We start from the raw sequence: 20,798 nt of genomic DNA on the forward strand, positions 1-20,798 counted from the left end.
TAGTGAACATTTATTTCATATATACAAATTATTATACAAGTACGATACAATTTGCAGCCGTGTAAAAGGTATCGTCAAAATATCGCAAGTAAAACCAGCTTTTAGTGTGCTGGAAAAAAAAGCTTTTTCATTAGGGCATTACGAGACACTGTAAAATCAGTTAAAATGCTTAACTTCATATCTAGTTAAAATACCGAGAGTTTTCTATGAGTTTGTATACTAAGTACATGGAAGAAATCCAAACCCGTAAAGCGGAACTTGGATTAAGCCCAAAACCAATCGATAGTGCTGATCTACTATCTGAAATCATTGCTCAAATCAAAGATACAAATAATGAGCACCGTAAAGATTCATTGAATTTCTTTATCTACAATACCTTACCAGGTACGACTAGCGCCGCTGGCGTGAAAGCACAGTTTCTAAAAGAAATTATCTTAGGCCAAGAAACAGTTGCAGAAATCACTGCAGAGTTCGCTTTTGAGCTGCTTTCTCACATGAAAGGTGGTCCTTCAATCGAAGTACTACTTGACCTAGCTCTTGGCAATGACGCCGCCGTTTCGGCACAAGCTGCAGACGTACTTAAAACTCAAGTATTCTTATACGATGCAGATACTGCACGTCTTGTCGCAGCATATAAAGCCGGTAATGCGATTGCAAAAGAATTACTTGAAAGCTACGCACAAGCTGAGTTTTTCACTAAATTACCAGACATCGCTGAAAAAATTGACGTGGTCACTTACATTGCTGGTGAAGGTGATATTTCAACAGATTTACTGTCTCCAGGTAATCAAGCGCACTCACGTGCAGACCGTGAATTACATGGCAAGTGCATGATCACCCCTGAAGCACAACAAGAAATTGTTGAACTTCAAAAGCAACACCCGAATGCAAAAGTAATGTTAATTGCTGAAAAAGGCACCATGGGTGTAGGTTCATCACGTATGTCGGGTGTCAATAACGTGGCGCTTTGGGCTGGTAAACAAGCAAGCCCGTACGTGCCATTTATTAACATTGCGCCAGTTGTTGCGGGTACTAACGGTATTGCGCCAATCTTCTTAACCACGGTTGATGTAACCGGTGGTATTGGTCTTGACCTGAAAAACTGGGTGAAGAAAGTCGACGCAAACGGCAATACAGTTACTGACGAAAATGGTGACGCAGTCCTTGAAGAAGCCTACTCGGTTGCAACGGGCACGGTGTTAACTATTAATACTAAAGAGAAAAAACTGTATAACGGTGACAAAGAGCTTGTTGATGTATCGTCAGCATTCACACCACAAAAAGTTGAGTTCATGAAAGCTGGCGGTTCTTACGCTGTTGTTTTCGGTAAAAAACTCCAAACGTTTGCTGCTGAAACTCTGGGTATTGATACACCACTTGTTTATGCGCCTTCAAAAGAAATTTCACACGCAGGCCAAGGCTTAACTGCCGTTGAAAAAATCTTCAACCGTAATGCTGTGGGTGTATTGTCTGATTCTCCACTTCATGCAGGCTCTAACGTGCGTGTTAAAGTGAATATCGTTGGTTCACAAGATACAACCGGTCCAATGACTTCTCAAGAGCTTGAAGCAATGGCTGCTTCAACCATTTCACCATTGGTTGATGGTGCATATCAATCAGGTTGTCATACCGCATCTGTTTGGGATAGCAAAGCACAAGCGAATATTCCAAAGCTCATGGCGTTTATGAATAAATTCGGTTTGATCACAGCACGTGATCCTGAAGGTATTTACCATTCAATGACTGACGTTATTCACAAAGTACTCAACGATATTACCGTTGACGACCGCTCAATCATCATTGGTGGTGACTCACATACGCGTATGTCTAAAGGTGTTGCGTTTGGTGCCGACTCAGGCACTGTGGCTATTGCACTGGCGACGGGTGAATCAGCAATGCCAATCCCTGACTCAGTTAAAGTGACCTTTAAAGGTGCAATGGCTAAGCACATGGATTTCCGTGATGTTGTTCACGCTACACAAGCACAAATGCTTAAGCAATTCGGTGGTGAGAACGTTTTCCAAGGCCGCATCATTGAAGTACACATTGGTACGCTCATGGCTGACCAAGCGTTTACGTTCACTGACTGGACTGCAGAAATGAAAGCGAAAGCTTCTATCTGTATTTCAAATGACGAAACACTGATCAAGTCAATTGAACTGGCGAAGAGCCGCATCCAGATCATGATCAACAAAGGTATGGATAACAAAGCGCAAACGTTACAAGGTCTTATCGACTTAGCAGACAAGCGTATTGCTGGTATTAAGTCTGGTGAGGAGCCTGCATTGGCACCAGATGAAAACGCGAAATACTTCGCTGAAGTTGTGGTTGACTTAAACGAAATCGTTGAGCCAATGATTGCCGATCCAGACGTTAACAATGACGACGTATCAAAGCGTTATACGCACGACGTGATCCGTCCAGTATCTTTTTACAACGACAAGCCAGTTGATTTAGGCTTTGTTGGTTCGTGTATGGTGCATAAAGGCGACATGAAAATCATCGCTCATATGCTTCGTAACCTTGAAAAGAAAAACGGTTCAATCGAATTTAAAGCACCGTTAGTTGTTGCGCCACCAACGTATAACATTGTTGATGAGCTAAAAGCTGAAGGTGATTGGGATATTCTAGCTAAGTATGCAGGTTTTGAATTTGACGATGCTAATCCAAAAACTGCTGCTCGTACAAAATACGAAAATATTTTATACCTAGAACGCCCAGGCTGTAACTTATGTATGGGTAACCAAGAAAAAGCAGAGCCTGGCGACACAGTTATCGCAACTTCTACACGTCTTTTCCAAGGTCGTGTTGTAGCCGATACCTCAGAGAAAAAAGGTGAATCTTTACTTGGTTCAACACCGTTAGTTGTGCTTTCCACTGTACTTGGTCGTTTCCCTACAATGGACGAGTATAAATCTGCAGTAGAAGGCATTGACCTCACTGCATTTACCCCTGTTGAAGAAGCAATGACAACTAAGTTCAATGCTGGTCAAGCTGTTCCAGTAAAAGTTGTAAACTAATTCGAACGAATTAAGTCACTAAAAAAGCGCGTTTCAAACGCGCTTTTTTTATTTCACCAATCTGGTTACTGCCTTGGCACGTTATTCTGCCTGAGCAAGTAACAAGGTTGTGTTATTTAGACAACTCCTCTAAGGCTACGACAGCCGCATGCGCTTTACTCGCTTGAACAAAAATATGGTCATGGTAATAAGCCGCAACGACATTCGCACTGATCCCTTTTTCGCTGAGTTTATTCGCAACCGCAGCAGTTAAACCCACCGCCTCAAGACTTGAATGCACCGTTAAGGTGATTTGGCGATAAGTGCTTTCAAAGGCAATACCTTGTTGAACCGCCACCGCTTTTTCGATCACTAAGGTTAATCCTTCTGACTCTCTAAAACTTGCAACAGGGTTCAGCACCACATACTCCATCAACGAACCCCGTACGGAGCAAAATATAAACTCTGGTTCTGTCAGCTCAGGGCGCATCGAGAGTAATAGCTCATTGAGATCGGTTATTCCTGACATGATTATCTGTCCTATGTGTTGATTAACCTTAATACTGCAGGGAAAACTTCTTAGCCAGAACTGAAGTTAATCAAATGAGTTTTGAGCAATGCTTAATTAATCTGCATTACCCTCATAAATGGATTTTAAGCTGGGCTTTTAAATACAACTTTAAACTGTTCGCACACTATCGGCATTGATTCATGGGGTGCAAAAGATGTACCGGCAAGCTCACGATGATAATAAGCCCAATGCACGCGCTGCCAATAAGCTAAGGTTTTATCTCCTTCACCTTCTAATTGTGCATACGCTTCACTAACAGCATTAAAAGCCACAATAGACACTTGGGTGGTTTCAATAATACATTGCGCTTCACCTTGCCAGTTCGTCACAATATTAAGATCCCCAACTTTGGGTAAAGGCACGTGGTGAGCTTGGTGCCACCACAATGAGGGCGAAGTCGCCCTTTTAATGTTATTCAATACTAAATCGGCACATGTATTGGCATCGAGCTCATTATCACAAAAATGCCAACTATCAATCGCCCTCATTGGTATGCCAACCCATTGACAGTAATGTTGTATCATTTGAGTGATCGATGAATGCATAGTCTGCCCTGATGTATTTATCAATCCATTTTACACTATGGCTTTGATGTTGCCCTGCTCTTTATAAAAAAGGGAAGCAGTTGCTTCCCGTTTTTAATATTACGAATAAATGCTAAAGAGCTCGGCATTGACCCAAAGATGTACAAGAATACTCGCAGCATAACCTAGCGCGATAACCGGAGCCCATTTTAAATGGCCAAAGAAAGTATAATAACCACGTGCTTGCCCCATCAATGCCACACCCGCAGCAGAACCAATAGAGAGCAAACTCCCGCCGACACCAGCAGTAAGAGTGATCAACAACCACTGACCATGTGATAACTCTGGAGACATCGCAAGCACTGCAAACATCACCGGAATATTATCGATAACCGCCGAAATCAATCCTAATAACACATTGGCCGTGGTGGCAGACATGCCGCCATACAGCACTTCAGACATTAATGTTAAGTAACCTAAAAAGCCCAATCCGCCCACACAAATAACAATGCCATAAAAGAATAACAAGGTATCCCATTCCGCGCGTGAGACTTTCGCAAACACATCAAACGGCACCACACTGCCTAATGATTGCAAACGTTTATCATCTCCTTTGCTCTCTGCCAACGCTTTTTTGCGTGCCAATGACCCTGGTAATGTCATGCGTAAGAAATAACCAAAGAATTGTAAGTACCCTAAGCCCATCATCATGCCAAGAACAGGGGGTAAATGCAGTAAACTATGGCACAATACTGCAGTTGTGACGGTTAATAAAAATAAGCACAAAATACGGATTGCACCACGCTTTAGCTCGACATCTTCTTGCGCGGCAGCAGGCTGTTTACGCTCAACAAAAAAGCTCATCACCGCCGCTGGCACTAAATAATTCGCAACAGCAGGCAAAAACAAAGCAAAGAACTCAATAAATTCAACTTTTCCAGCTTGCCATACCATCAATGTTGTAATATCGCCAAATGGGCTAAATGCCCCGCCCGCATTGGCCGCAATTACAATGTTAATACAACATAAATTTATAAACTTTTTATCGCCTTCTGCGACTTTCATTACCACAGCGCACATCAACAAGGCGGTCGTGAGATTATCGGCAATGGGAGAAATAAAGAACGACAACCAGCCTGTCAGCCAAAAAAGTACCGGGTAACTAAACCCTTTACGTACCATCCATGCTCGTAACGCGTCAAACACCCGCCGCTCTTCAAGCGCATTGATATAGGTCATCGCCACCAGCAAAAATAACATCAGCTCAGCAAATTCAAGTAAATTGTGCCTGAACGCCGCTTCAGTTACACCTGGTAAGTCATTATTAATGTAATAACTACCAATTAAAATCCAAATTAATCCCGCCGCGACTAAGACAGGTTTTGACTTTCGCATATGCAGCTTTTCTTCGAGCATGACTAAGGTATACGCCAAGACAAAAATGGCGATACAAATAAAGCCCACTGTACTCGTTGTTAAATCGAGCGGTTGGAACCCAGTTGCAGATGCAGCCAGTAAGGAAGGGGTATACAGCAAAGAGCCGAACAGGAGTAAACACAAATACAGCTTGTTAATCATCAGTAATGCCTTGTATTGAAGTTACAGCGGTTGTAATAAAATCGCGCGCACTTTAACACAAAAAATTAACAACCTGCATACGACAGAAGTCTAAATGGCTATTTTTATGTAAATAATCACTATCACACAAAAGAATGCACCAAATTACGAAAGTTTGCTCTTTCAACCTTAGGGTGAAAAGCAAACTTCATATTTGCAAATACAGGGGTGAAAATTGAATATGTATTTTAGCTCTCTTCGTTTTTCTCAACTAAACAGGGGCTAACTCAAAAAAACAACCTGATGTAAGCAGACTCTCAGGGTTGGATTGGGTTTAATACAACATCCTGCTTTGCCGCCTGTGTTTTATATAAATACCACTGTGCAATCAGTAAATTTGGCACCCACGCAGCCCACGATATCGCGGTATACGAAGTGATAAAATCAACATTGAATAACCATGGAAAAGTCGGTAAATACACCCGTAAAGTAATGGCCGAGCACGTCAGAGAGTAATTGAGGATCATCCAATATCGATGAGCATTTACATCCCCTTTTCGGATATAAAACACCGCCATGCAGGCCGTCAATAACCATAATACCGCCATAGTACCAAAGCCAAAATGAGCAATCGTCCCGCCCATGGAATTTGTCGCTAAAAAGAGCCCTGCACAGCCCGAAATCAATACCGCCATCATATACACTCGCCCACCTATTTTATGTAACGTGAGGTGCTGATTGCGAAAACGACGATTAAGTTGCAGCGCGCCTAGCGTTAAGGCTATAGCCCCACCAATCATATGACTGTACATGGCCAGCGGCGTTAACAAAAACTTATTTTTGAGGTACTGTGAACCAACCCAATCTATGCTAACAAACAAAATTGCATAAATACTGACACCTAGCGCTAAAAAATAAAACAACCCATAACCACACTTTTTCAACACATTCATCGGCCCGAACCTCTTAGATAATAAAACGACTTAATTACTGTCAAACCACTGATTTAATTTACTATTAATATAAAAAACGTTTCCATAATGGCAACTTAACAGAAAATGGTAAACAAGTGCTTATAAAACTGATGAAGGATTTAATAAAGAATAAAGAGTTCCTTTCAGACTGCAGTTAGAACGATAGCAATAAAAACATGCTTTACCAGTGCCACTTTGACCCGCAAAGCATGAGAGTCTGAGAACCATTCAACCATCGCGGCTTTATGAGTCAGCAGCTGACCACCACTTTTTCGACTCCATAAGTACGTTTATGTATGGCGAGACGCTAATAATTCCCTAAGTGCTCTAGGTAAAAATTGCCGCGTTTTAGATGTAATTGCTGATTCATTTTTTTGCCACAACACCCCAAAATAAATCACTAATAAACCGAGTAAGGTTAACGTTATGGGGAATAACCAACTGTCTTTAAATATATGAGATGCCAAATAGCCAATGTAACCCGCTGAGCCTAAAGCCCCAAAGACAACAAATACCCTTCTAACAATTAATACACCCGTAAAAATCATCAGCAAATTAATAACGAAATAAACCAACTTAGCGAACTCACTGTCAGAATGTTGAAGTGACAAGCCGCCCCAAAATGCAATGACACCGAATAGATAAATCCAAAAGGAAAAATCCGCTTTTTGGTGCGAGCGCATGTCCACCCAAAACGCCAGCCCTATCATCAATAAGCCAGCATACATAGATACTAGTTTTCGAAGTTCCCAACTATAATCACCACCGTTAATCATCACGGCTAAATCCATCGATAAATACCACAGCGTCACTGCAATTGGCATTATTAAAAAGGGATATTTATATCGCCAAGCAATGATGACTCCAACGGCTAGCGTCGCCAATTCAAGATAGAGCCAATGCCATTGTATGTACCGATGGTAATCGCGATACACACTGTCATCAGGCCACACACCCAGCGCCTGTTGCAGCCCATAAACCGCAAGCGGCGTAAGTGCAATAACAAACGTGCCACAGATCCCCGCGGGGATCACCAACCCTTTAGATTGGAAATGATTAGTAAGTGCTAACCCAACCACTGCGTACAACAGAGCAATACATAAAATACCTAAGCCACCAAACGACTCCCAGCCTAAGGTCATAAATAGCGTCATCGCACCAATGGCAATCATACCTCCGATGTAATAAAGCACATGGGTAAAATCAAACTTTGCCGCGGTATTTGGCTGCTTCTTTAAAAATTCGAACAGCTGTTCAGACTGCGCGTAAGAGATAATATTCTCACTCACCGCATCTTCTAAATTTTGTTTAGTGACGTGCACTCAAAGCTCCTTCTTATGTTGTTCAGCTGATTATCTAAACCATATTGGGTATTGCTACTGTTTCAGCTCACTATTAAAGAGCACGTTATTATTTATAGCACCATAAACGTGCATTAATTTATGAGCTAAATCGACAGCCATTCTTAACTTATCCACTATCTAACTCCTGAAATAATGTCTACTTCAGTGTCGAGGCTGGGAGTTCAATTATCTTGTTATACAGACTACTTACGATTAAAAACTTTAAGCATATAGCTCTCGTTTAAAGTTTTATAATTAACACCTACATCATCGCAAATTGCTTTTAGCATCGTAACAATAGAGTCATTAACATGAGGTTTTCCAGGAACATCAAGTGCTTTAAATAGTTCTTCAACTGACTTTAAAACCTTTGGATTTTTGTGAAACACAAAATACGCCTCATTCATAGCTCGACTAAATTCATCTCCATTTAAATCAAACCGATTTCCAAATAGTTTTTTGGCCGTTTCTAGGCGAAATTTCTTTTTTTCATATCGCAAAAAAAGGAATGCGCTAGCTATTGCACCTAATAAACCTGAAATTAAAGAGGCGAAAATGAGTTCCATGTAATTGACAGCTCCTGTGTGTATAACGCCGTTGTAACCGGCTAATAATAGTTGGCTAAAATTTGTGAAGCACGAACAAAGCCAACTGTTATTTGTCCGTGTTTACAACTTTGATAATCATTGAGCCTCCTCCCTAGCAAGCCGCATCAGCGGTATGCTTAAGGCAACCAAACCTACAGGAGAAAGCTCAATGAGATTTTATAATAACGCACATCCATACTACTGCGGTATCGATTTACATGCACGCTTACTTTATGTCTGCATCATTGATTCTCATGGCGAAGTAGTTGTCCATAAAAAGATTGGCGCTGATAAAAATGATTTATTACGCCTACTCGAACCTTACATCTGCAATGTGATTGTCGGCGTTGAGTGCATGCATTGTTGGTATTGGGTGTCAGACTGGTGCGCTGAACTCGGGATTGATTTTGTTTTAGGCCATGCCTTGTACATGAAAGCCATTCACGGTGGTAAAACCAAAAACGATAAAGTCGACTCATTTAAAATTGCCACTTTATTGCGCGGTGGTAACTTTCCTGTAGCTTATGATTACCCAAGTGAAATGCGCGCTACTCGTGATTTATTACGTCGACGAATGAAGATTGTCCGCCACGGGGCCATGCTCAAAGGTCATGTTGTAAACACCAACAGTCAATACAACCTGCCTGCAACTGAGTTAAATCTTAAAAATATTTCAGCAAGACAAAAGCTTCGCGAGCAATATCACGACCCAATCGTGCAGCGCAATATCGATTTAGACATGGCACTCCTTGATTGTTATGCAAAAGAACTCGCACAGGTTGAATGGTTCATCGAAAAACAAGCTAAAAACCACAACCCTGTTTATTTAGAATTACTGAAAACCGTGCCTGGTATTGGCAAGATTTTATCGCTGACAATCTTGTATGAAATTGGCGAAATCCGTCGTTTTGAATCAGTACAAAAATTTGCTTCTTACTCACGGTTGGTCAAATGCAAAGCAGAGTCGGCCGGTAAAACCTACGGTACTCAAGGCAATAAAATCGGCAATGCACATTTAAAATGGGCTTTCTCTGAAGCCGCTGTACTTTATCTTCGGGGCAATGACAAAGCACGTAACTACCTCAATCGATTACAAAAACGAATGAGTAAAGCGAAAGCATTATCTGCACTGGCCCATAAGTTAGGGCGCTGTGTCTATTTCATGTTAAAAAACAAAACGGTGTTTGATGAGCAACGATTCTTAAAGGGATAAGTCGCGCAATAAGGTGAGCTGAACGTCTAACTAGATACTCTTGAAAAAGAGAAACGAGCATGACCGTGAATGAGGTGGCTAATGAAGCAATGACTTCTCACCATCATCACTATGCCAAATGCTATTTAAGCTACATCGCCTTGATTAGACACCTTATTGGCGCGCACTAATACAATCAACAAAGTCGTTTACACCTTAAATGAGCCTGAAACTAACTGTGCAAAAAGCACCTCTGACTTGAATAGTGCCATCTTAGGGTTAACCGATAAATGTCTAGTGCCCCTAACATTTCAATGGATTGAAAAGCGTTAGGCAGCGATAAGATCGCACTAAGAGAGCCTCTATATGTGTTTGCTGTAAACGACGATTTAACAGCTAACCGACAGACGAAGTAGATGAGTTTGTTGATTGATTTGGATTTGACCGCTTGCGCGGTCAAAAAGATAAGTAATGCCTATTGACGAGAGATCGGCTCATATGTGTTAGATTTAAATTACGCTGTTCATATCAATGGTATAGCCAGCAGTTCTTAGTTCCTTTGCTAAATCAACCGACCAACTATTTCCTCGATCAAGTCCTATATAGACAATGCCACTGATATCATTTGGGATCTCTAACTCTTCTTTAACTAGAGCACAAACTTTAGACCTACCTAATTTAGCTATCATGTAACCATGTTCAAATACAACATTCTGTCTAGCTCTAAATTCAAGCTTATCAGAAGTCTTAACACTTCCATGATCGTCTGGTGTATATAAAATAATACCAAAGCCAACGTCGGAGTATTCTTCAATTTTCTCAATGATGGTTTTACCTGAACTTGATTGCTCATGTAGTATTATGGCTTCAAGCCCTAATTTTTCGATAAAGCGAGCAACTCTATTTTTTTCAAGTTCATCATGGCCATGAACAATAAAAACCTTCTTCAGAGGGACTCCTTCAACAACACCTTTACTTACTTCTGATTTCTTTTTGACACTAGCTTCGGATTCTGGTTTATTACTTTTTAAAATAAAGCGTTTTTTTCCTATTTCAGACAAGATAGCATCAATAAAGGAAAGTATTTTATCTCCTTTTTCTCTGAAAAATTTATCGGCATCAGACTCTCTTCTACTAGATACAACTCCATAAGGCGAAAAGAAAGCTTTATAACCTGAAACCTCAGATGGGAAAGTCTGATTAACAAAACTTTCGAAGCGGCTATTCCAGCGACCAAAATTTTGATCGCCGTAATTTTTTCCTCTTTGTTCGTATGCAACAAAGACTTCATCCATAAACTCTTGACGAAATTGTTCCATTTCTTTTAACACGCTATTTATATCATCAGATACAACTTCAATCATTTGAAAAACTCTCCTTAAATCTAACGCTTACATTAACGGGCAAGCTTGCCTTGTCCAAGTTAAATGTTTGTATGGATAATAAACCCATCTAATTATTCTTTTAAACCGGGTTAGGGTAATGTGAGACCCAGGCTTTAGCTGCAACTAAAGCTCTCTTTTGTGGTAGTTCGATTGAGCGATGGCTCCTCTGTTGAGAGACCGATAACAAGAATGAACGCCACAAAAGACTCCAAGCATCACACTCGAATAGTCTACTGGGTCTCGAACCCGCATTATGCAAGCAAGAGTTAGCTTATTATGAAAACAAATACTAATCAAAACATTAATGTCGGTGTCGATACCGGCAAATTTCAACTCGATATTTATATTCGCCCTCTTGATATCTATTTCACCGTTAAGAACGATGAAAAAGGGATTGCTGAGGCAATTAAAAAAATCAAAATTCACTCTCCAAAACGTATCATTATTGAAGCCACTGGCCGCCTTGAAATGCCCTTTATTATTGCATGTGCAAAGGCCAATTTACCTTTTGTCATTGCCAACCCAATACACATAAAACGCTTTGCTGGTGCCATTGGTCAACGCGCTAAAACCGACAAGCTAGATGCACAGTTAATTGCACATTATGGCGAGGCAATTAAACCCACACTCTCCACCCTAAAGCCTGACATCATGCAGACTATGAGTGATTTGGTTGCCAGAAGAAATCAGCTGTTAGTCATGCAAACGATGGAAAAAAACCGCCTGCAAATTTTACCAAAAGAGCTGATTTCAACCATCAAACCTATTTTAACGGCCTTTAAAAATCAGATTGAAAAAATTGAAAATAAAATTCTAAAACTCATTGAATCATGCCCTGAATATTCAGCCAAAAACACGATTCTACAAAGCATGAAAGGCATTGGTAAAATTGCCGCAGCCTCCATCATCAGTAACTTACCTGAGCTTGGCTATATGTCGAATAAAGAAGCCGGTGCATTGGTTGGCGTTGCGCCTATGAATCGCGAAAGTGGCCGCTATAAAGGGCTTCGAAAAATTCAAGGTGGGCGACATCAAGTACGCACCGTTTTATACATGGCGATGATGTCAGCCATCCAATCAAACCCTGTTTTTAAATCAACTTATCAGCGATTAGTTGCTGCTGGGAAACCGAAAAAAGTAGCGCTTATTGCGTGTGTCAGGAAGATGATTGTGATCTTAAATTCGATGCTCAGAGACGGAGTAATGTGGGAAGCGCCAAAAGTTTAAAATTAGCTATTGACGCCATAGTCTCTTGTTAGGCTTACTTTTCAAACTTTGGGTTAAAGAGTAAATGTAAATGGGTTTCAAGCGCATGAGCAAGTGGTTTATTAAAGTCACCAAAAACTATGTTAACTCTATACGTATTATTTTTTATCCACTCTTTAGCATTATCAGAGCATAAACCGCTTTTTAATAGTGACTTTGCTAAATTAGAATTGGCTGAATTTTCATTGTAATGTTGGTTCGAAAAGCGAGCTGCGCTTTTAGGGCCAGCAACCCCAATCTTTAAAGCTTCATTGGTATCATTTAGCCAAAACGAATAAATGTGCCACTTACCAGTAGTAAATTTTTGAGTGTGATCTTTATCGATTACACATTCAGGAATTTCAAAATCAAAATCGGTAGTTTCATTTATAAACTTAGCCCAACTCTCAATTGCAGACTGCATGAATACTCCTGTAAGCCTAACAGCTTATTCGATCCCATAATGGGGTGATAAAATCCCCCAAAACGGCGGATAAAACATTTCCACAATATTTACATCATTTTTATTCTTAGTAAACAAACAATTATAATATCTATCGATACTAAGCTTGTTATTATCCGACAAAACGGCGACTAATAATGTTATTGGACATATCATCAACTGCTGCGTATAAAAGCAGTGGTTACTTTACTCATGCTACAAATAAAAAGCTCGATCATGGCTTTTTTCTGTATGCCAAATCGCGACGTAAAATCCTTGCTACACAAAACCCGAAATTCACACCGATGCCAATCCCCCCGTGATCACGCCCTGAAAATAACCAATTGATGAGTCATGTATTTCATGGATGAAATGTAAGGTGAAGCTTGGCCATGGATGGCCTATCTTCGCCATTGACGTTCACATCAATTAATTATTTGCAGAATAAAACGTGATGTCGGGCGCAGGGGTGACGAAAGACCAATGCACTGATTTGCAGCTTGAGGAAGTGGAAGCATGGATGCTGACAGGAACCAAGCTTCAGGATCAAATTCTAACAACAGAGCCAATCGTAGATACCTCCCCTCTTTGGCTGCCCAAGCCCGCGCGACACCGGTGTTAATTTAAAAAGCGCTCTGAAATTCAACTCGATGGTTGTTTTAGTTAGTTGTTGGACTTACGCCCAACCTATATTTACCAGCTCAATCAGCCCATCGGCAACTCATTTCGAACATCCGTCACGACGATTTAAAATGGGCGAATAAATACAAAAAAGCCGAGTTTCCTCGGCTTTTACATTTTTTATATCGTTTAAATCACTTAACTGTATAGCTTTTGCGGCACTTTTAAAATGCGCAAATGAACCGTCACTTCTTCGCGGTCATGGTATAAATGCTTCGCTTGAAGCTGAAAATCAACATTATATTTTTTTAGCTCTGAATGAATTAACTGAATGCACTCATAAACAGTGTCAAAACGCTTTTTCATCGGCAATTTTAAGTTAAAGATAATTTCTTTCACAAAATCATTTACCGCCCAATCAATCATCAACTGGGTCACTTTGTTTGGTTTTTCAATCATGTCACATACTAGCCAATCGATATTTCGTTTGTCAGGGCGAAACTTAAAGCCATCAACGGTGTAGTGTTTTACTTGTCCTGTTTCCATCAACGACTCGGCCATTGGCCCGTTATCGACAGCTTGTACAAACATACCACGGCGCACCAGTTGGTATGTCCAGCCACCCGGGCAAGCACCTAAGTCAACGCCACGCATACCTGCTCGTAAGCGATTGTCTTTTTCATCGTCTGGCACAAATACAATAAAGGCTTCATCTAACTTAAGTGTTGAGCGACTTGGAGCTGCGTTTGGAAACTTTAACCGCGGGATCCCCATAAAAAAGTCAGAATTATTATCGTTATACGAATAACCCACATAGGCATTGGCGTTATCTAAAAACAACACATGCAAGGTCGGCAGTTTTTTAGGCCCATCTTTGACTAGCGAATGTTGTTTGATGAGCTTATTTCGCAGTGGCACGCTGATTTTTTTACAAAACTTAAGTAGCTCTTTACCTTCGTTAGTATCGGGTGTTTCTGCGCGTAGTTCTGATCCTTTTGGCATCTCTGCAAACGCTTCGGCAATCGCCGATACGCGATCGTCTATGGGCATATTTTCAACCGCAACGCCACAAAACCACTGGCGTGCAAACACCAGTTGCGCGAAGCGGATATTTTTTATCAGTGAAGCACTGTCATCAACACTAAAGCATTGAAAAATAACAAACCCTGTATTGGGTTTTGTTTTAACGTAGCCACCGATATTGTGCTCACCAGCATGATGGGTGATCTCTGCTGCGGCATCATTTTCAAAACCGGGACGACAATAAATAACAATACAGGACATTAACTTTGATACCTTACGTAAATAATAAGTGAGTTACTTAAACTCAAAACGAATAATTTGATAAACAAACACCAGCCAGCCAACGATAAACATCAACCCACCTAATGGTGTAATCGGGCCAAACCACTTTACTCCAGTGGTGGCCAATAAATACAGGCTACCACTAAAACAAATAATCCCGGCACTAAGCAGCCCTGCAGCCCATTGCAATGGCACGCCCTGCTTGGCCAATAATGCAAATAAAATCAACGCGAGTGCATGGCTCATTTGATACTGCACACCCGTCTGAAAAACCGCAATCGCCGACGGTGCCAAGCTGTTTTTTAAACCGTGCGCTGCAAAGGCGCCCAATATTACTGCTAGGCCAGCAAACACGCCCCCTGCCACGAACATCCATTTAGCCATTGAGCACCTCGTGGATATGAGCAACTGCAAGCGACGATGCCTGTTGCCAATTTTGATAACTGGTTAAGCCGGAGCGCTTGGTTGGCACTAACGAATGGTCGCCATTGCTGATCCAATCGACTGTGACTGTATCAGGAAGTGGCAATGCGGTCACAAACTCGCGATTGCCAAACGTATCGCGCTCGCCTTGGATCACAAACAACGGTGCTAAAAGATCGGCAAAATGGGCGGTGCGCAGTTTATCGTGTTTCCCCGGTGGATGAAACGGATATCCAAATGCAATCACCCCTTTTACAGACTGCTCACATGCCAATAACGAGGCCATGCGCCCCCCCATCGATTTTCCACCAATAAAAAGCGGTAAAGCAGGATCGACTTGAGCTAGGATATTGCTGTAATAGGCAAGCAGTTTATCGGCTTTTTGTGGAGGTTGTTTTCGGCCAAGCGCAATGGATTTGTCCATATATTCAAAATTAAACAAACCAACATTAATACCCAATTGCGATATGTTATGGGCCATAGTTTGCATAAACTCTGACTCTTTGCCCGCGCCAGCACCATGTGCGAATATAAATTGTGCTTTTGGCTTAGCGTGTTTAAACCACTGTATGGTCATTATTCAAATCCTGCTTCTATTTGTTCGACTTCAACCATACTCAGCATCCACTCTTTAAATGAGACGATTTTACCCAGCTCAGACTGAGACTCCCTGCAGACTAAATAAAATGCGTTTTTACTTTCAAGGGTATGACTAAATGGGATCACCAATCGGCCTGAATCGATGTCGGGGCGGGCTAATACGCTATTGCCCAGCGCCACTCCCTGACCGTGGATAGCCGCTTGCAACACCATCGAAGAATGACTAAAAATGGGCCCAGTATTGACTTTAATATTGCGGACTCCCGCGGTTTTCATCCACGTTTTCCAGTTTTTTCGGGTGGTATCGTGTAATAAAGTATGATTTTCTAAATCGTTAATATTAAAGAGCGGTTTCGGGCCATTGAGCAACATAGGGCTACACAGCGGTACTAAATATTCGGTATGCAACTTATGCGTTTGCACACCATTCCAGTGGCCACGGCCATAATAAATGGCGACATCGACATCGTCGGTGAGCGAGTTTTCTTCGAGTTCTTGTGCTTTGATACGAATATCGATTTCTGGGTGGGCTTCATTAAATAAATTAAGCCGCGGGATCAACCATTGAATGGCAAAACTTGGCGTCAAACTGACCGTAATTGAGCCTTTTGCCCCTCGGGCGAGCAAGCGCTCAGTGGCATCGACCAGTTGGGTAAAGATATCTTTAATATCCAAGAAATAAGCTTGCCCTTCTTCGGTCAGCAATAACGAGCGGTTTTTTCTTAAAAAAAGTTTTAAACCAAGGTGCTCTTCGAGGGTTTTAATTTGATGACTCACGGCCGCTTGTGTGACAAACAACTCTTCTGCTGCTTTAGTGAAACTGAGGTTACGTGCGGCTGCTTCGAAGGCTTTCAGCGCATTGAGCGGGGGTAATCGTCTAGACATGCCTGACCTGTTTTATTCATTAGTTTTTTTTATCTGACCGCATTATAAATGATCGTTTTTAAAAGACAATTTATTTGCTTAATATTTACCCGAAGCCAAGGAAGACTCTCCAACCAAGAGTTTGGCTTATGTTGAATTTAGATAAATTTTAACTTAGGTAATACTTATGCCCCCAACCTGCATAAATATTACTATTGAATATCGAGGACGATATGAACACAATTGCATTGTTTATGGCATTAAGCTTAAATCCTTCACCGACTTCAGTCGATACTCAATCTTATGATCTGCAAGTTAAGCACTTGCTAGCAAACAGTATCAAAGATGAACTTAAGCATGAATTTTCATTTTCAATCAAAACTGATGCACTGTTACTACCTCGGCACGTCGACCAACCAACGACGGCCATCAAAGCAACAGTAAAAGCTGACTCTCAACCAGCAGCTGCGGTATCGACTCGCTTGTCTGATTAGGATTTAATCTATGGCTGGCACAAAAAAGGAGGCGCTGAGCCTCCATTTTTATAAGTGCAATGATTAACTGCAGCTTTTTAAATATTAGCTCGCACTGGTATCAAGCGGTGGAAAGCTTTTAATTAAATCATCGACCGCTTTCATTTGCTTGAGGTAACCTTCGAGTTTATCAAGTTGCAATGCACACGGGCCATCGCACTTGGCTTCATTTGGGTTTGGATGCGCTTCAATAAATAAACCAGCAATCCCAAGCGCCATGCCACTGCGTGCCAGCTCAGCCGCTTGCGCACGACGACCATCGGCAGAATCACTACGACCACCAGGGCGCTGTAATGCATGCGTTGCATCAAAAATGACTGGGGCTTGTTGCTTCATATCATCCATCCCCAGCATATCAACAACTAAGTTATTGTAGCCAAAGCTTGAACCGCGCTCACATAAAATCACCTGCTCATTACCCGCTTCTTTGAACTTCTGGATAATATGGCGCATCTCATGTGGGGCTAAAAACTGCGGTTTTTTTACATTAATCACCGCGCCAGTCTTTGCCATTGCCACAACGAGATCGGTCTGACGCGCTAAAAAGGCCGGTAGCTGAATCACATCGACAATTTCAGCAACCGGTGCTGCTTGATGCGGTTCATGCACATCGGTAATTAATGGGACATTGAAGGTTTTTTTGATTTCTTCAAAAATTTTCAGTCCTTCTTCCATACCAGGGCCACGATATGAATTAATGGATGAACGGTTTGCTTTATCAAACGAGGCTTTAAACACATATGGAATGCCTAACTTGCTAGTCACTTCTACATAATGTTCAGCAATGCGCATCGCCAAATCGCGAGATTCCAAAACATTCATGCCACCAAACAAAACAAACGGTTTATCGTTTGCTACTTCAAGAGATTGAATTTTTATAATATCAGTATTCATTTTAATTTCCTTATGGTGCAACTGCTTGCATCATTAAGCCACAAATATAGGCCATATACGTCCCAACACCATAGCCAAGTACGGCTAATAATACTCCAACCGGCGCAAGTGATGGATGAAATGCTGAAGCCACAACCGGTGCCGATGCTGCACCACCGACATTGGCCTGCGAGCCGACTGCCATATAAAATAATGGCGCTTTAATCATTTTTGCAATAATCAACATTAAGCTTGCATGGATGAGCATCCAAATGGCTCCGACTAAAAACAGCCCAGGGTTATTAAAAATTGCAGTAATGTTCATATGCAAACCAATTGAGGCCACCAAAATATATAAAAAGCTCGACGCAACTTTTGACGCACCAAACGCTTCAATTTGGCGTACTTTTGTAAACGATAAACTAATGCCGATGGTGGTTGAAATGACAATTAGCCAAAAGAACTTACTGTTTAAGCTGTACTCTTGAGCCCAAGCAAAGTTATTTCCAAAGTACGGGCCTAAAATATCCGCCATCAAATGGGCAAAGCCCGTAATACCAAATGCAATGGCAATTAATGTCATGTAATCGTTAAGTGTTGGCATCCGCGCATGCTCTGCGTGATAGGCCTCTACACGACGCTTTAGATCTTCAATGGCGCTGGTATCTGCACCTGTTGCAGCATCGATTTTCTTATGGTTTGCGGCCATTAATAACAACACCGCCATCCAAATATTGGCCACGATGACATCGACTGTTACCATGACAGAGAAAATATCGCCGCCGACTTCAAACATTTCTTTCATTGAAGCTTGGTTCGCTCCGCCGCCAATCCAACTACCTGCGACCGTTGTCATGCCACGCCAGACTGCATCGGGGCCATGCCCACCAACAATCTCAGGGTTGACCATGCTGACCACTAAAATGGCGATAGGACCGCCGATCACTATCCCGAGCGTGCCAACTAGAAACATAATTAAGGCTTTGGGCCCCAAATTGAGAATGGCTTTTAAATCAATACTAATGGTCAGTAAAATCAAACAGGCAGGCAATAAATAGCGCGAGGCAACGTAGTACACATTCGAACTGTGGCCATCAACAATACCAAACGTGTTCAAAAGCGAAGGTAAGAAATAACACAATAACAATGCGGGTACGTATTTATAAAATTTTAGCCAAAAGCGATGTTGGCTATGGGACGTTTTAAAAACAACGCCCAAAATAATGGCTAATAAGCCAAGAACGACTGCGTCATTAGTGACTAACGCACTATGCGGATCGGCCATGTGTGTTCCTCATTATTATTTTAGTGCAGCGTATTATGCTGGTATTCCATTTCTTCTAATTGATGTTGGATAAGCTCAGTGGCCGGATCATCTGGGCATTCACTGACAAAAAACTCAAAGTCATCCCGTGCAATGTTATGACAGTCGAGCTGGCGCAATAAATAACCACGATCGCGCCGCTCATACGGATCATCTCCAATTAATTCCATCAGGAACTCAACACAATTAAGTGCATCAGCATAACGTTTTTCACTAATAAACGCCCACTTTTGATGGCCCACAAACAGTTTAATTAAATCATCTGGTGGAATATGCTGAAAATAATCACTGGTGTCTTCTTCGCTGCCGTTTTCAGGTTTTACATACCATGTTTGGTGCCCCGAGACGGGATCAACAAAGTATCCTTCTTGCTCACTACACAATACGTGGATCACTAGTTCGCCATCTTCGACCACTATTTCAGATGCAAAGCCCGTTTCTGTTAATACGTAATTGAGGATCATCGCTAATGCAAAGCTACTCCCTGTGCGATACCCTAAAGTATAAGAAATTGTATTAAGTTTGCTCTCTGCAATAGCTTGATTGGTGCCACTAAACGCCCATTCGCCATAAAATAAATCAACGACCCCATTGAGTGCTTCATCTGTATTAGGGAAACTTTGACTAACAGCATTCGCTTGTACAACAAGGGCATCGAGCGTATTGAGGCTCGCAGTTAGATCAAAATCGGCTTGCCAATGATGCTCTACTTTCAAACAACTATAGATAGGCGTGAGATATTCATCTTCGTGCTCATCTGACCAAATATCTGACATGAATCTCGATTAACTCTAAATAATTCATAAAATGGCTGCCAGTTTACCTTCTTTACTGGCGCCTTTCACCCCTAGGTAGCATAAAATCAGCTTTTTTCCAGCTTTAAGTTTTCTCACATGTTCAATCGAGGAAATCTGATCGCGGGATTATTCATATTTCATTAATAGCTAGAAAATTAACTCATTGATATATATCAACTACAAAATCACACCTTCAGAGTTGCCTTATTCTTAAAAAAGGCGAAATGATCATTTTTAAGGTTCGCTACTGTGTTGTTCAATCACAAAAAAATTGCATTTTTGGTCAAAGCTAAATAAGCAATCATCCCTAAGCACCCTGTCGATACAGCAAGGAAGAGATATTGCCGCGAGGCGTGCGTTTGTTTTGCTAATACGAAACCGACCCCAATATAGACAAGAAGCCAACTGAGCTTTTCAGCTAACCATGGATGACTCAGTGGGTTCCATTGCGTGAGAGAAATCAGATATAAGCCACTGAGTAGTAAACCAGTATCGACACTGTGGCTAAATATATAAATACGCTTATTACCAGCTATTTTCAGGGAGAAGATCCGCGCAAATGCACGCAAGTAAAAAAGCCCGACACTTAAGCTAAGCAAACTTAAATGCAAAAGCTTGGCATTTGCGTAATCAACCATA

General features: G+C 41.5%; 20 protein-coding genes. 4 read left to right on the forward strand and 16 right to left on the reverse strand.

Features of this window, described 5'->3' with window-relative positions; all coding sequences use genetic code 11:
• The first annotated feature begins 206 nt into the window (after positions 1-206).
• A complete protein-coding gene (locus AC3KVK_RS10465; RefSeq protein ID WP_490313638.1) occupies positions 207-3,020 on the forward strand; it encodes a bifunctional aconitate hydratase 2/2-methylisocitrate dehydratase in 2,814 nt (937 codons plus the stop codon).
• A gap of 112 nt (positions 3,021-3,132) precedes the next feature.
• On the opposite strand, the gene AC3KVK_RS10470 is transcribed toward AC3KVK_RS10465, so the two are convergent.
• The 6 genes from AC3KVK_RS10470 to AC3KVK_RS10495 all read right to left on the reverse strand — a co-directional run bounded on the left by AC3KVK_RS10470 (position 3,133) and on the right by AC3KVK_RS10495 (position 8,534).
• Positions 3,133-3,528, reverse strand: coding sequence for an ACT domain-containing protein (locus AC3KVK_RS10470; RefSeq protein WP_490313637.1), 396 nt, complete (start codon positions 3,526-3,528; stop codon positions 3,133-3,135).
• Positions 3,529-3,653: 125 nt separating this feature from the next.
• Positions 3,654-4,058 carry an ASCH domain-containing protein gene (locus tag AC3KVK_RS10475; RefSeq protein ID WP_490313636.1) on the reverse strand — a complete coding sequence of 135 codons (405 nt, stop codon included), beginning with the start codon at positions 4,056-4,058 and terminating at the stop codon, positions 3,654-3,656.
• A gap of 156 nt (positions 4,059-4,214) precedes the next feature.
• Positions 4,215-5,672 (reverse strand): sodium:proton antiporter NhaD, encoded by a 1,458-nt coding sequence (gene nhaD / locus AC3KVK_RS10480; RefSeq protein ID WP_490313635.1) that lies wholly within the window; start codon positions 5,670-5,672, stop codon positions 4,215-4,217.
• Between the two features lie 296 nt (positions 5,673-5,968).
• Entirely contained in the window at positions 5,969-6,604 is a 636-nt protein-coding gene (locus AC3KVK_RS10485) for a DUF2306 domain-containing protein (RefSeq protein WP_490313634.1), read from the reverse strand.
• A 311-nt stretch (positions 6,605-6,915) separates the two neighbouring features.
• On the reverse strand, positions 6,916-7,947 hold the full coding sequence (locus AC3KVK_RS10490; protein ID WP_490313633.1) for a DUF2157 domain-containing protein: 1,032 nt from the start codon (positions 7,945-7,947) through the stop codon (positions 6,916-6,918).
• A gap of 224 nt (positions 7,948-8,171) precedes the next feature.
• Positions 8,172-8,534 carry a hypothetical protein gene (locus AC3KVK_RS10495; RefSeq protein ID WP_490313632.1) on the reverse strand — a complete coding sequence of 121 codons (363 nt, stop codon included), beginning with the start codon at positions 8,532-8,534 and terminating at the stop codon, positions 8,172-8,174.
• A gap of 190 nt (positions 8,535-8,724) precedes the next feature.
• On the opposite strand from AC3KVK_RS10495, the gene AC3KVK_RS10500 reads away from it, so the two are divergent.
• Positions 8,725-9,768, forward strand: a complete 1,044-nt coding sequence (locus tag AC3KVK_RS10500) for an IS110 family RNA-guided transposase (protein WP_518526905.1) — start codon at positions 8,725-8,727, stop codon at positions 9,766-9,768.
• A gap of 488 nt (positions 9,769-10,256) precedes the next feature.
• On the opposite strand, the gene AC3KVK_RS10505 is transcribed toward AC3KVK_RS10500, so the two are convergent.
• Entirely contained in the window at positions 10,257-11,111 is an 855-nt protein-coding gene (locus AC3KVK_RS10505) for a TIR domain-containing protein (protein ID WP_490313769.1), read from the reverse strand.
• A gap of 297 nt (positions 11,112-11,408) precedes the next feature.
• On the opposite strand from AC3KVK_RS10505, the gene AC3KVK_RS10510 reads away from it, so the two are divergent.
• On the forward strand, positions 11,409-12,359 hold the full coding sequence (locus AC3KVK_RS10510) for an IS110-like element ISPtu2 family transposase (protein WP_518526906.1): 951 nt from the start codon (positions 11,409-11,411) through the stop codon (positions 12,357-12,359).
• 34 nt (positions 12,360-12,393) lie between these two features.
• Here AC3KVK_RS10510 and AC3KVK_RS10515 read toward each other — a convergent pair whose 3' ends face one another.
• The 5 genes from AC3KVK_RS10515 to AC3KVK_RS10535 form a co-directional block, all read right to left on the reverse strand.
• Positions 12,394-12,801: a hypothetical protein gene (locus tag AC3KVK_RS10515; protein WP_490313687.1), complete on the reverse strand. Its 408-nt coding sequence runs from the start codon at positions 12,799-12,801 to the stop codon at positions 12,394-12,396.
• An 837-nt stretch (positions 12,802-13,638) separates the two neighbouring features.
• Positions 13,639-14,724, reverse strand: a complete 1,086-nt coding sequence (rlmM, locus tag AC3KVK_RS10520; RefSeq protein WP_490313688.1) for a 23S rRNA (cytidine(2498)-2'-O)-methyltransferase RlmM — start codon at positions 14,722-14,724, stop codon at positions 13,639-13,641.
• 33 nt (positions 14,725-14,757) lie between these two features.
• A complete protein-coding gene (locus tag AC3KVK_RS10525) occupies positions 14,758-15,129 on the reverse strand; it encodes a DUF423 domain-containing protein (protein ID WP_490313689.1) in 372 nt (123 codons plus the stop codon).
• Positions 15,122-15,745 carry an alpha/beta family hydrolase gene (locus AC3KVK_RS10530; RefSeq protein WP_490313690.1) on the reverse strand — a complete coding sequence of 208 codons (624 nt, stop codon included), beginning with the start codon at positions 15,743-15,745 and terminating at the stop codon, positions 15,122-15,124. The genes AC3KVK_RS10525 and AC3KVK_RS10530 overlap by 8 nt, the downstream gene beginning before the upstream one ends.
• Positions 15,745-16,653, reverse strand: a complete 909-nt coding sequence (locus AC3KVK_RS10535) for a transcriptional regulator GcvA (RefSeq protein ID WP_490313691.1) — start codon at positions 16,651-16,653, stop codon at positions 15,745-15,747. The genes AC3KVK_RS10530 and AC3KVK_RS10535 overlap by 1 nt, the downstream gene beginning before the upstream one ends.
• Before the next feature lie 212 nt (positions 16,654-16,865).
• Between AC3KVK_RS10535 and AC3KVK_RS10540 the strand changes: the two genes are divergently transcribed.
• Positions 16,866-17,126: a hypothetical protein gene (locus tag AC3KVK_RS10540; protein WP_490313692.1), complete on the forward strand. Its 261-nt coding sequence runs from the start codon at positions 16,866-16,868 to the stop codon at positions 17,124-17,126.
• Positions 17,127-17,210: 84 nt separating this feature from the next.
• Here AC3KVK_RS10540 and kdsA read toward each other — a convergent pair whose 3' ends face one another.
• From kdsA to AC3KVK_RS10560, 4 genes are all read right to left on the reverse strand, one after another.
• Positions 17,211-18,059, reverse strand: a complete 849-nt coding sequence (kdsA, locus tag AC3KVK_RS10545) for a 3-deoxy-8-phosphooctulonate synthase (RefSeq protein ID WP_490313693.1) — start codon at positions 18,057-18,059, stop codon at positions 17,211-17,213.
• Between the two features lie 10 nt (positions 18,060-18,069).
• Complete coding sequence (locus tag AC3KVK_RS10550) at positions 18,070-19,323, reverse strand: DUF819 family protein (RefSeq protein ID WP_490313694.1); 1,254 nt, start codon at positions 19,321-19,323, stop codon at positions 18,070-18,072.
• Between the two features lie 20 nt (positions 19,324-19,343).
• Positions 19,344-20,138: a tetratricopeptide repeat protein gene (locus AC3KVK_RS10555; RefSeq protein ID WP_490313695.1), complete on the reverse strand. Its 795-nt coding sequence runs from the start codon at positions 20,136-20,138 to the stop codon at positions 19,344-19,346.
• A 281-nt stretch (positions 20,139-20,419) separates the two neighbouring features.
• A complete protein-coding gene (locus tag AC3KVK_RS10560; RefSeq protein WP_490313696.1) occupies positions 20,420-20,797 on the reverse strand; it encodes a SirB2 family protein in 378 nt (125 codons plus the stop codon).
• Position 20,798: the final 1 nt, after the last annotated feature.

It is taken from the genome of Pseudoalteromonas sp. J2K-J979 (assembly GCF_058169715.2).

Excerpts from the sequence above, each read along its gene's own strand:
- AC3KVK_RS10465 (WP_490313638.1), top strand. The coding sequence starts at position 207 with ATGAGTTTGTATACTAAGTACATGGAAGAAATCCAAACCCGTAAAGCG.
- AC3KVK_RS10470 (WP_490313637.1), bottom strand. The coding sequence starts at position 3,528 with ATGTCAGGAATAACCGATCTCAATGAGCTATTACTCTCGATGCGCCCT.
- AC3KVK_RS10475 (WP_490313636.1), bottom strand. The coding sequence starts at position 4,058 with ATGAGGGCGATTGATAGTTGGCATTTTTGTGATAATGAGCTCGATGCC.
- nhaD (WP_490313635.1), bottom strand. The coding sequence starts at position 5,672 with ATGATTAACAAGCTGTATTTGTGTTTACTCCTGTTCGGCTCTTTGCTG.
- AC3KVK_RS10485 (WP_490313634.1), bottom strand. The coding sequence starts at position 6,604 with ATGAATGTGTTGAAAAAGTGTGGTTATGGGTTGTTTTATTTTTTAGCG.
- AC3KVK_RS10495 (WP_490313632.1), bottom strand. The coding sequence starts at position 8,534 with ATGGAACTCATTTTCGCCTCTTTAATTTCAGGTTTATTAGGTGCAATA.
- AC3KVK_RS10500 (WP_518526905.1), top strand. The coding sequence starts at position 8,725 with ATGAGATTTTATAATAACGCACATCCATACTACTGCGGTATCGATTTA.
- AC3KVK_RS10505 (WP_490313769.1), bottom strand. The coding sequence starts at position 11,111 with ATGATTGAAGTTGTATCTGATGATATAAATAGCGTGTTAAAAGAAATG.
- AC3KVK_RS10510 (WP_518526906.1), top strand. The coding sequence starts at position 11,409 with ATGAAAACAAATACTAATCAAAACATTAATGTCGGTGTCGATACCGGC.
- AC3KVK_RS10515 (WP_490313687.1), bottom strand. The coding sequence starts at position 12,801 with ATGCAGTCTGCAATTGAGAGTTGGGCTAAGTTTATAAATGAAACTACC.
- rlmM (WP_490313688.1), bottom strand. The coding sequence starts at position 14,724 with ATGTCCTGTATTGTTATTTATTGTCGTCCCGGTTTTGAAAATGATGCC.
- AC3KVK_RS10525 (WP_490313689.1), bottom strand. The coding sequence starts at position 15,129 with ATGGCTAAATGGATGTTCGTGGCAGGGGGCGTGTTTGCTGGCCTAGCA.
- AC3KVK_RS10530 (WP_490313690.1), bottom strand. The coding sequence starts at position 15,745 with ATGACCATACAGTGGTTTAAACACGCTAAGCCAAAAGCACAATTTATA.
- AC3KVK_RS10535 (WP_490313691.1), bottom strand. The coding sequence starts at position 16,653 with ATGTCTAGACGATTACCCCCGCTCAATGCGCTGAAAGCCTTCGAAGCA.
- AC3KVK_RS10540 (WP_490313692.1), top strand. The coding sequence starts at position 16,866 with ATGAACACAATTGCATTGTTTATGGCATTAAGCTTAAATCCTTCACCG.
- kdsA (WP_490313693.1), bottom strand. The coding sequence starts at position 18,059 with ATGAATACTGATATTATAAAAATTCAATCTCTTGAAGTAGCAAACGAT.
- AC3KVK_RS10550 (WP_490313694.1), bottom strand. The coding sequence starts at position 19,323 with ATGGCCGATCCGCATAGTGCGTTAGTCACTAATGACGCAGTCGTTCTT.
- AC3KVK_RS10555 (WP_490313695.1), bottom strand. The coding sequence starts at position 20,138 with ATGTCAGATATTTGGTCAGATGAGCACGAAGATGAATATCTCACGCCT.
- AC3KVK_RS10560 (WP_490313696.1), bottom strand. The coding sequence starts at position 20,797 with ATGGTTGATTACGCAAATGCCAAGCTTTTGCATTTAAGTTTGCTTAGC.